This is a genomic window from Draconibacterium sp. IB214405, from assembly GCF_033963885.1.
Classification (GTDB): domain Bacteria; phylum Bacteroidota; class Bacteroidia; order Bacteroidales; family Prolixibacteraceae; genus Draconibacterium.
Genome location: NZ_JAXBMA010000001.1, coordinates 94,716 through 107,349, shown reverse-complemented (window position 1 = coordinate 107,349; position 12,634 = coordinate 94,716). Strand labels below are relative to the sequence as shown.

Sequence of the window (12,634 nt, the reverse complement as noted above, 5' to 3'; positions counted from 1 at the left end):
GACGGAGCATGTCCGGAGGACAGAGGGTGTAACTTGAAAATTAATAGGTTAAAAAACTGATTGACAATCAACCATAAATCAAAATGTCAATCAACAAACAAACAAAATGAAAACGTTCTGAAGTTTATTGAAAGGAGAATTGCTAAGGGCATGGGAAGGTAACTAAACCTTCCAATTTACCACCGGCCAAATTTCTCCCCCTCGTGAGCCTGCCTACCGCAGGCAGGGGGGAGTATCCCGACCGAGTGTAGCGAGCGTCGGGAGGAGGGGGTACACATGCCACTTGTTATTTCACTTGATTTAAACCAAAGAACAACTAAACATTAAAATTTTTAATTATGAAAAAGCAAATTTTAATTCTAACGTTTTTTGTCGCGGCTATTTTAGTCGGGACTGGAAGTGCGTTTGGACAAGCCCTTAATCAGGGAGTAACAGATCCTAATGGCTTTAATCAGTATATTGATTATCTGAATTGTGCAGGATCGGAACCTTTACATCCTATGCCAGGTAATGTGTATCGTTATCAAATGGATGATCCCGGTCCAGAGCTTGTGGATCAGTGGATATGGTTCGCTACAAAAGATTCTGCTTTTATTGAAGCAGGTGTTATAACTCCTGATAGTTTAAATGTAGCAGTTGGGGAACTACTTTCTGCAAGTGGCCATTATGGTACATCTAGTGCAAATAATTATGTTGACATTGAATGGTCTCCCCAGATTTTAGCTAATACATTGTATAGTGGCGATGGTGGAGTGGCATCAGAAACAGTATTTCCGTCTCCAACTTTTGTTGTTGGTTATGGAACTGGCGTGAACTGTGCGGATAATATTGAGGTCTATGAGATAAATCCAATTCCTGCCTTTACCATTGATATTGCAAACATAGATCAGAATGGTGCAACCATGGATTGGGATGTTGATACTGCATCTTGTGTTGACTATGTAGAGAGTGCAACATGGAATAGTGTGTTGGATTCATTAATGATGGATTATGGAGATGACACTCTTTATTTTGAGGTCGCTGCAGCCAATTTTGTAAACAGTTTTACACCTGTAATTACTTTGGTTGAAGGATTAAATGGTTCTCAAACTGCAGATATAATGATTTCAGAAACATTTGCACTAGCGCAGGCAGGAACTCCAATTACTGGTACTGTTGAAGAGCCGATTCTTGAGGGGGACAGTACTCATTTTGATGGCGTTGATTTAACTGCTGCTGATCCATCCTACGTTACTACTGGTGTTTCATTCTGGGTTAGATTAATTATACATAACAACACTTACGAATCATTGGCAATGCAACCAGTTAGAATAGCTGCAGATGGTTATGATTCTACTGATCAATGGGATATGGAGGATGCGGACTGTACAGATCCTTCATCTGCTGATTATGATATGACAGATGAAGCAACTCACAACAAGAATCCTCGTCCTACTATCGATGCTACACCTAATACCCCTGTGGGTAACACGGTTGATACGAATACGGCACTACCTAATGATCACGTACCAAAGCAACGAGACTAGATTAGATATTGGGTCTTGCTTTTTCATAACCTAATCCCGATTTATCGGGACAAGATATCAGTCAACAGACTGAAAAGATAGCACAGTGCGTTACGAGCGGGGGCAACATGCCCTTTGCTCTTCGCCCTGGGCAATTCAAAAAGGTTATGGAAAGGATTAATAATTAAGGATGAATAGAACCATCCGCCAGCAGGGCGGAGCACTTTGGAGAAAAGCCTGGTTGTAGGCATACGAAAGAAACGGCGTTTCAAAAACGAGCTGGTCATCTCGAAGTTTTTTGTCATTTCGAGGAATGAAGTGACGAGAAATCGATAACAGCGGAGCAAAGGATTAACAGATTCCTCTCTTCGTTCGGAATGACAGTCAATTTGAGGAACGCAAAACTTGAAAACATAAAATCATGATGAAATGTGAACAATAATCTACACAACATCAGTAAAGGCAATGCACCGCCTGGGAGAAAGGGAAATCCACTACGGATTAGCCAGTCCTATTGTCATCTCGAAGGAGGGACGACTGAGAGATCTGCAACAGCAGAGCTCGAAAGTTACAGATTCCTCTCTGCGTTCGGAATGACAAAAATGACCGGAGGCCAGCTATTGCTACATATGCGCGACGGGCCCCGTGGCCGTGCACCGGCAATTCGGTTTGCTATGGGCAACGGGCTTGTCTCGCTTAATAAAAAATCCTCGGTGCCACTCTGTGAATTCTCTGGGGACTCGGTGGTTAAAAATGTAAAACTACTGAGAACACACGGAAGAAACAGAGTGCACAGGGTGATTTATGCACCAAATCCAACAAAGACATTCCGCGATTACTGCACGGCTTATGTTCGCTTGCAGGAGGAAAAGTCAATGTTGAAGGCAAAAGGAAGGAGAATAACGAATTGAGATTTAAGAATGAGTAGGCAAGATGCAAAAAACTATTGTGCGCTATGTGCCTAATGTGGTTCAAGTTCTTGAAGCTTGAGTCTTGCAACTTGTAGCTTTAAAAACGATAGTCAAACAAAAGAAGAATTAAAGATTCGTAGCTCGAAACTAAAAGCTCGCAGCTATTAAATATGAACCGACTGAGAAAACATATCATTAAATGGATACTGGGAATACTCCCGGTAATGCTTGCCTGTGGCTATAGTTGGGCGCAGGATGGCGCTAAAGCTGTGCCGTTTTTTGAGGTAACTCAGTGTGATACACTTACCCTGCAAATTGAACAAATGCCCGGTGATGAATATACCTGGGATATATACAGTGGTGGCGACAGTGATTTTGCCATTTCGCAGGGTGATATGGAGTCGGCTATATATTTTGAGAATGGGGATTACCGGGATGTTTCAAAAGTCCGGATTATTAACCTTCCTGCAGGCGAGTATTTTATAAAAGTAATGGCATGGGATGAAGTACAGTGTACCAATAACCTGATGGTTTTCCGAATGGAAATTGTTGAGCCACCACCACCAATTGTTTATGGTGATTCCGTTTGTATAGATGAACCGGTTAATGTCCGTGTAGTATTTACAGGTACTGGTCCGTGGGATTTCCAATATGCCTATAGTGATGGTGGAAATACTGTAAATCTAGTTGGACATACCGACGATCCAGAGATTACGATACCAATTACACAACCATTGCCGGAAGGAGAACATACATTTTGGATAATGGAAGTTGTTGATGGTTGTGGAATAGCTCGTGAATTTACGGAAGTTGAGCAACCGGGTACCGGTATAGTTATTTATCCGAAACCGGCTAAACAACCGATTTACCTAAAAGAAGAGAATTAGTGAATGAGAGAGGAAAGGATTAATTTTAATGATGAAGGGAATTGGTAAATGAGTTTTTGAGTAGATGAATAGGCAATAGATAAATAACGTTTGTCAAAACAAAAACTCACTTGAAGCAAGAGTCTTGTAACATGAAGCTTCATTAAAGAAGGACAAGCAAAAAATAAAACTCGTAGCTAGCGACTCGCAGCTCGTAGCTTATAAAATATGAAACGATTGATGTACATAGTATTCTTCCTGCTGATGGCGGCAAATCTGCTCGCCCAGGAGAACTATGTCATCGACTCAGTATGTATTGGAGCCGAACGTACTTATCGCCGAGATGGCGAAGCCGGCTATACGTATTACTGGGAAATTGTTGACCGACAAATTAACGATACTATTTTCCCTACAGGTGAAGATTTTATCGAAATTAACGGTACCGATACAACCTGGGGGAACCAGATTGGTTATCGCTGGGAAGTAGAAGGTGAATTTGACATTGTCGTTAAGGTATTTTCTGAGCATAAATGTGATACTATTGAACAAGGTTATGTGAAGGTGTTTGAGGAACCATTCGTATACGCCGGACCGGATAGTATACTTTGTGACCAGGTGCCTGAATTAATTGTGTCGGGCGACACGGCCTGGAATTACAGTGCCCTTTATTGGGAAACACTTGGCGACGGAAGCTTTGTGGATGACGGTCGGTTGCATCCAACCTACCGGTTTGGACCCACGGATATAGCAAATGGTGAAGTGTCGCTTGTTTTAAAAGCGGATGGTTTTGCCTTAAACAATACTTGCGAGCCGGTATACGATACCGTTACTTTCTTATTTAGTTCACCCGAAATTACACTTGATCCTCACGATCCGATCTGTTATAGCGACAGCACCGGTTACATAATTGCAAGTATTGATGGTGGGTTACCATCATTTTCTTATAGCTGGGAAGGACCTCCGGGATTTGTATCTGTTAATTCCGACAGTATTGGAGGATTGTGGGCAGGAACCTACATACTAACCGTGACCGATGGCAACCTTTGTGTCGATATCGATACTGTTGAGCTCTTTGATCCTCCACAATTGTTGGCAACCATCGATAGTGTAAGGGACGTGAGTTGTTATGGTTATGCCGATGGTTTTATCTGGGCATCGGCCCAGGGAGGAACCGGGGAGCTTTCATTTGAATGGACCGGACCAAATGGTTATACAGCCAGTGAAGATTCAATCTTTGATCTGGCAGGTGGAGAATATTTCCTTCGTGTTTTTGACGAATATGGATGTGAGGTGTACGATACTGTAATCGTGGATGAACCTGATCCGCTGATAGCACTAATCGACAGTGCTATGGATGTTCAGTGTTACGGATTTAACAATGGTTATGCCCATGTAATTGTAACCGATGGAACAGGGCCGTATACTTATTTATGGAATTCTGACCCAATTCAGGATTCAACCTGGGCGTTCAACCTTGCTCCTGGATGGATAACTGCTACAATAACCGACTTTAATGGATGTATGGCCTGGGATTCGGTCTACATCGACGAGCCTGAACCGCTACTTGTAACTGCGGACAGTATTGACGTGCGATGCGATGGCGATAAGCCGGGTGAAATTCACCTTGCGGTAAGTGGTGGAAACCGGCTGGGTAATGCTCCATATTATTATTTCGAGTGGTTTAATGAGGCCGACAGTTTAATCGCTACCACCAAAGATGTCTACAACCTGGCAGGTGATCAGTATTACACGGTTTACGTTTCCGATGCGCTTGGATGTGCTGATACTTTGAGTGTTTATGTGAACGAAATACCGATGATGGTAATGGAAGTAAGCATTGATAGTGCACTTTGTTACCTTGATCCCTGGAACATCAGGCTTGATATTACGGAAGGAAGGCCTCCTTATATTTTTGAGTGGACCGATACTGCAGGTACAGTTTTGGGTACAGTAGATAGCTTGATGAATATTCCGGCCGGAATTTATACTGTTACCGTTACCGATGCCGACACTTGTGTGTTAACAGAACAGTTTCATTTAGTAGAACCTCCACTAATTACGGTGGATATTACTGCTGATGATTCTATTTTATGTGTGGGCGAGGAACTGATTCTATTTGGTAATCCAGAAGGTGGAAGAGGAGTGATTACTCAAGCCTGGACGGGAGATGCTTATTTACTCGACAGAACAGATAAACAAAATGTTATTTTTGCGAATTCAGGACCGGGAGGCTTTGATCTCACCTATACAATTATTGATGAATATGGTTGTGATGCCACCGATAATTTCCATATCGACGTTTATCCGCCAGACTATGTATACGACTCGATGGAAGTATGTGCGTTCACCGATCCGTTTACCTGGAACGAAGATATAATCATCACAAGCGACGCAGATCGTTCTTATCGCGATACACTGGTAAACCAATGGGGCTGTGACTCGATTGTTACTTTGTATGTTGATGTACTTTTCCCGGAATATTATGATACAACGATCTACATTTGTGAAAACGATGCGCCTCAGCAGCCATATGGAAACATCACCATTTTACCGGATCGCGACAGCATTTACCTCGATACAGTTCGTTATGTAGACTCACACTGCGACTCGCTTCTGGTAACCATCGAAGTGTTTACCAAACCGGTAACTTATGCCGAATTTGACACAACGCTTTGTGCAGGAGCTGATACGTTTCAATGGAATAACCGCTTAATACAAACCGATTTTAGCCAGGTTTATCTCGATACATTGTTTGGAATGAATGAGTATGGATGCGATTCGTTCCTGACTTATAACGTAACGATCAATCCTCCTGATACGACTTTTATGGATAGCACATTCTGTCAGGATGAACCGGACTTTGTATGGAATGAAATTACAATAGTGCTCGAGCACGACAGTGTTTATCAAGCCGTACTTTCAAATCAATTTGGATGTGACTCTATTGTTGAGTACAGTGTGTTTGTTCTTCCGGTAACAGACACATTACTAGAGTTAACTTTCTGTGCCGGTCCGGGAGATAGCATTTTGAATAACAGGACTATTACTTTCGACGAATCACGAATATATCTGGATACATTGTACAATGCTAACCAGTTTGGCTGCGACTCGCTACTAACCTATGACGTAACGATTCTTCCTCCGGACACAGTAACCATCGATACCACAATTTGTGAAGGAGAGCCTCTGTTTGCATGGGGTGTAATTACCGTTCATCAGGTAGATTCGTACACCGATAGCATTTACACTGATATTTTGCAAAATCAGTTTGGTTGCGACTCCATTGTTTATCTCGATGTTGAGATACTTCGACCAATCGATAGTATGCTTACTGTTGACCTGTGTGCCAGCGATTCGTTCTTCTGGGATAATACGTGGTATGCCGGCAATCGCGACAGCATGTATTTCGATACACTTTATTATGCCGCCGGTTGCGACTCACTACGACTTCAGTTAGAGATAATTTCGCATCCGTTGTACGATACTACCATGTTCCTGACGTTATGTGAAGGAAGTGTAACAGAGGATTGGGAAGGACATTCCATAAGTTCATTTATGGATAGTACTTACACTACTACATGGCCAACAGAAGTCTGGGATTGCGATTCCACATTAACTTTGGTGGTGAATATTGTCCCTGCCTTTAAAGATACAATTAGAGAACAGTTCTGTTTTGGTGAGCCTATTGCCGACTGGTACGAATATGCAATATCATCAGAAATCGATAGTGTCTACATTCATAATATTCCGGGACCTACGGGTTGCGATACCTTATATTATTATGAGGTAACCATTAACCCGGTAACCGACACAATGCTGTATTATACCTTCTGTGCCGGACCTGGTGATACCATGATCAATAATCAATTGATCACTTTCGATCAGTCTCAGATATATTTTGATACCTTATTTGCGGCAAACCAGTTTGACTGCGACTCAACTCTTATTTATGACGTTACGATTTTGGCACCGGATACTGCTTCGATTTACGAAACATACTGTATGGACGAGATTGTGCCAGATTGGAACGGTATACCAATTCAAACGCAAACGGACAGTATTTATCAGGCAACGATTACGAATGACGAAGGCTGCGATTCAATGGTAATACTTTACACCACTATTTTGCAAGGTGGTTCAACTTATGATACGGTTTACGCCTGTGTCGAATATTACTGGGAAGCGAAAGGTGAAACTTATACCGAAACAGGCGATGACTTCAATATTCTAGGAAGTGCAACGGCTTGTCCTGATACATCGTGGTTGCATGTTGTGATCAGTGATCCGTTAATAATTGCCGATTCCGTTAATGTGCTTTGTTATGGCGACAGCACCGGTTCTATCAGCATTAATGTCAGCGGCGGAGTAGAACCATATGCCTACTTGTGGAGTAACGGAGCAACAACACCGAATATTACAGGTTTAACGGCCGGTACATACACGGTAACCATAACCGACGCATTAACTGATACACTCGGATGTAAGGCTACTTTAGATGTAACAATTGAGCAACCTGATGAATTGCAGATCGCCCTCGATACGATAATACATGTATTGGTTACAGGCGAGTCAACCGGTAGCATCGAAGTTAGTGTGAACGGTGGCACGGAAGGAACCGGATATAAATACGAATGGACAAATGAAACTGGCGATGTGGTAGATTCAACTCAGAACTTGTACAACCAGCCTGCAGGTGAATACACGCTAATGGTCTGGGATACGTATGATTGTTCCACCACAATTACTGCAACGATTTTTGAGCCAGTTCCTATCGACAAATACATGGCTCCACTGGCTGATGAGATTTGTTACGAAGATCTCGAAAATTATCCTGTTGCAACTTCGCTTTCAGAATATCTGGCGCTGGATACAACTGCTGATGTTTATTCCCTTGAATGCGGGCTTGATACTTCAACATTCCATTTCGATATTTTAAAAATATCTAACGGAGTTTATTGTTACGAAGAGATTCGTACATACAGTATCGTTGACCTTTGTGGAGACACGCTTAGTGCAACGCACCGGATAATTGTTAATGACCAGGAAGCTCCGACAATAAGCTGTCCTGATAATTTCTCTGTTGCAACCGGATTAATTCCGGCCGCCTACGATTCCATCGATTTCTTAGCTAACGGAGGTATGTTTGATGACAATTGTGCAGTTGTAAGTTTTACAATGATTGATGAACGGATACAAACACTTTCGGATCATATCCTTGTTACGAGAACTTATGAGGTTGCTGACCATTGTGGTAACCCAAATCAATGTGAGCACCAAATAAGGGTTTATTCGGATGTGGATCTTGCACTCGATTGTTCAGGTTTGCCAAAAGTATATTACCAATGTTATGATTTTAGACCTGTTTATAATACCGTCGAAAAATTTGAGGCAGCAGGTGGTAGTGTATATCATACAGCTCCAATCGATACCTTCTATTATACTGATGTAGTGAGAGGTACTTATTGCCCAACCATAACTAGAACCTATCATATCAGGGATGATGTAGGGCAGGAAGAAACATGTACCCAGGTATTCCAGGTGTTGGATAATGAAGTGCCTGTTGCAACCTTGCCGGATAAACATTTCTATTGCAATGAGACGCTGACTCCATACTATTCTAATGTTTATGATGTGTTGACAGTTAGTGGGAATATAGTTTCTGATAATTGTTCACTAAATAGGCTTAGTATTGCTTTGAAAGGGCAGACTTCAATTGGTACTTGTCCAATCATAATCGAAAGAATTTATGAGTTAAGGGATGGTTGCGATAATAGAACTGAAGTAACAGAGCTGATATACGTTCATGATACCATTGCGCCGGTTGTTACAGACTTCGAAAACGAAATTACAGTGTCGTGTGATGTACCGGAGCCTTACATCGATGCAAGCATATTTGCAACAGATGATTGTGGAGATGTGGAGATAATTCACGTGAAAGATTCATTAGGCGGAATTGATGAACCGGGTGTTGTTTATCGTTTTTATACATTTACAGATGGTTGTAATGATGTGCCGATGGTTCAGAAGATTACTGTAGTTCTGGATGAAGTTGCTGAATTTGACGGATTAAGTCCGCTGTGTCAATTTACTCCTTCTCCGGTATTACCTGATACTTCTAAAAATGGCATTACCGGTCATTGGGAAATTGATTCAATTCCAACGGATGTGGCCGGAACGTTTACTTATATTTTCTATCCTGACTCGGGTCAGTGTGCCGGTCCGGCCGATATTGTAGTTGAAATTCTTCCTGCAATTAGGCTTTCTGAAACACACATTGATCAGGGCTACGATCCAAATCCAGTTGGAAGGATCGATCTTGATATTAATGATGGAAGCGGAGTCTATACCATCAACTGGAATGGACCTAATGGATATACAGCCACTTCTGAAACTATAGCCAACTTGTACGCCGGAGATTATTGGGTAGAGGTGAGCGATAACATTGGCTGTTACGATAGTATTTCAGTGACCTTGCTCGCATTCGAGCCGGAGTTCAGTTGTCCGCCTGATACCATTATTGAATGTCCGGACATAACACAATACCCTGCGGCAACCAACATTGCTGAGTTTATAGCGTATGGAGGTTATTATTCTCCGGTGGATATTGTAGCCGATTTAAGCAGTATTGACAGAATAGATTCGAGCGAATACTGTATGACTGTTGAGCGTACTTATGTGGTTGAAGATATATACGGAAGAGTGGATTCATGTACACAAATGATTTATTTCTTCGATGATGTTCCACCGGTAGTTGTGGCTCCTCAGGGAGATACCGCAGAATGTCTGTCAACAGTGGTTCCAAGAATAGAAACGCTTGCAGATTTCTTGTCGATAAATGGAACTGATGCTTACGATCCGAATTGTACAATCGATCCGTCATCATTTACGGTTCGCGATACTGCCATAATTCTGGAGCCGGGTCGTTCGCAGGTGATCTTCTATTTCAGTATTGCCGACTTCTGCGGAAACATTGGCCGCGATACTACTTATTACCTGATTACCGACGACCAAGCACCTGAAGTTTGGTGTGCTGATATTACGGTTTACCTGGATGAAAACGGAAATTACCAGTTGACTGTTCAGGATTCAGTTGCGATGATCGACAGCATGTACGATAATTGTACAGCTCCTGAAGATATGAAAGTGGTGATCGAACTAACAGCGATAAGCTGCGAAGATGTTGAATCGGGAGCACAGGCACGAATAATTGTTTACGATCAGGCAGGACTTTCTGCAGAATGCATAGCAAATATCACCGTTGTTGATACCGTTCCTCCGACGGCAGTTTGCCAGGATATTACTGTTTATCTCGATGAGACAGGTGTGGTAACTATTACTTATCTTGATATTGATAATGGCTCGTGGGATAATTGCGGTATAGAAACATACCAGATAACACCTGATCGTTTTGATTGTTATGAAGTTGGAGAGAATTCGGTTTCTCTAATTGTTACCGATTATTACGGATTAAGCGATACCTGTACTAGTATTGTTACCGTTGTTGATACTATTGCTCCTGAAATAGTTTGTAAACCTTTGCAAACTATTCAATTGGATGAGTACGGTGAATATGTTTTAACATGGAATGACGTGGTTAACAATGTATCGGATGAATGCGGAATTGATACGGTACTGCTCGATAGATACCTACTGGATTGCGAGGATATCGGAACAACATACATTACTGCAATTGCATACGATGTAAACGGCAATGCAGACTCATGTACTGCCGAGTTTGAGGTATTTGGTAACATTCCTCCAAATGTGGTGAATGACTCAGCTGTTACTGCAGTGAATGTTGCTGTTGAAATTCCGGTAACCAATAACGACTACGACCTGAAGACAAATATTAATCTTGCGTCGCTTGGTATTGTGATTGGTCCGAGTCATGGTTCCGTAGTTGTTGACAATAATACAGGTATCGTTACTTATACGCCGGATCTGGATTACGAAGGACCGGATGTATTCCGTTATACTATTTGCGATGATGGTATTCCATGTGAGCCTGAATGTGGAGAAGCGATCGTATTTATTACTGTACGTCCGCAAAATAATCCACCACTTGCTGTTGACGATTACTTTGAAGTACCGTGTGGCGACTTGTTCGGAAATATTATCCTGAATGATTCCGATCCTGATGGAGATAATATTACAGTGAATCCTGTTCCTGTAACTGAGCCTGACAGTGGTTATCTGGAATTGTTCCCGAACGGAAACTTTGAATACATACCATTCGAAGGATTCTTCGGAACCGACAGCTTCCAGTATGTGATTTGCGATGACGGAATTCCATCGCTGTGCGATACTGCCTGGGTTTACATTAAACGTGTGGCAGATAACGACTGCGATGGAGTTGCTGATGCAATTGATATCGACGATGATAACGACGGAATCAGGGATAATATTGAAAATGGTGGTTACTGGCCTGAAGATGGAATGGGATTGATCGATTCTGACCATGACGGAATCCCGGATTACATGGATATCGACTCCGATAATGATGGTATCGTTGATAATATTGAAGGTCAGGGAGAACATAACTACATACCGCCATCGGGAATTGATGAAAACGGCGATGGCTGGGATGATATTTACGATGTAACAATTGGTGGTGTAATTACCTTCGATGAGGATCTTACAGACACTGATGGTGATTCAATGCCTGACTATCTGGATATTGACTCGGATAACGATGGTGTTTGGGACTTGATTGAAGGACACGACGACGATAATAACGGTATTGCCGATGTATTAAGATGGTACAGCGACGAAGACCGCGATGGTCTGGATGATGCTTACGATACTTATTCGGGCTGGGCAGATTATGGTAACGAAACTGCAAGTAATGCTCCGCTGCAAGACTTTGACGGTGACGGAACACGCGACTGGCGCGATATTAACGATGAAGATGATGATTACCTGACAGTAAATGAGGACCTGAATGGTAACGGCGATTATAGCGACGATGACCTCGACCTTGATGGTTATCCGGAATACCTGGATACTGAATTGAACTGTGAGTTGTTCATTCCGGAAGGATTCTCGCCAAACGACGATGGTGTTCACGACTTCTTCCAGATTCTGTGTATCCAGAAGTATCCGAATGCGAAACTGATGATCTTCAACCGAAACGGTGTTAAATTGTGGGAAAAAGAGCACTATGGTAACCTCGATGTTTGGGGAACTTACGAAGATGCATGGTGGTGGGGAACTTCTGAAAATCGCTTAACCATTGGCCGATCGGGTGGATTGCCTGCCGGTAACTACATTTATGTGCTGATACTGAACGATGGATTAGGTACAGTTAAGAATGGTACAGTGATGTTGGCTTACTAGGAGTTTTGGTTTTTAC

General features: G+C 42.3%; 3 protein-coding genes. All 3 read left to right on the top strand.

Annotated features, from left to right (window positions below; genetic code table 11):
• Positions 1-338: 338 nt before the first annotated feature.
• The 3 genes from SLH46_RS00315 to SLH46_RS00305 all read left to right on the top strand — a co-directional run bounded on the left by SLH46_RS00315 (position 339) and on the right by SLH46_RS00305 (position 12,618).
• A complete protein-coding gene (locus SLH46_RS00315) occupies positions 339-1,526 on the top strand; it encodes a hypothetical protein (RefSeq protein ID WP_320279135.1) in 1,188 nt (395 codons plus the stop codon).
• Positions 1,527-2,586: 1,060 nt separating this feature from the next.
• On the top strand, positions 2,587-3,303 hold the full coding sequence (locus SLH46_RS00310; protein ID WP_320279134.1) for a hypothetical protein: 717 nt from the start codon (positions 2,587-2,589) through the stop codon (positions 3,301-3,303).
• 207 nt (positions 3,304-3,510) lie between these two features.
• On the top strand, positions 3,511-12,618 hold the full coding sequence (locus SLH46_RS00305) for an Ig-like domain-containing protein (protein ID WP_320279133.1): 9,108 nt from the start codon (positions 3,511-3,513) through the stop codon (positions 12,616-12,618).
• Positions 12,619-12,634 lie beyond the last annotated feature (16 nt).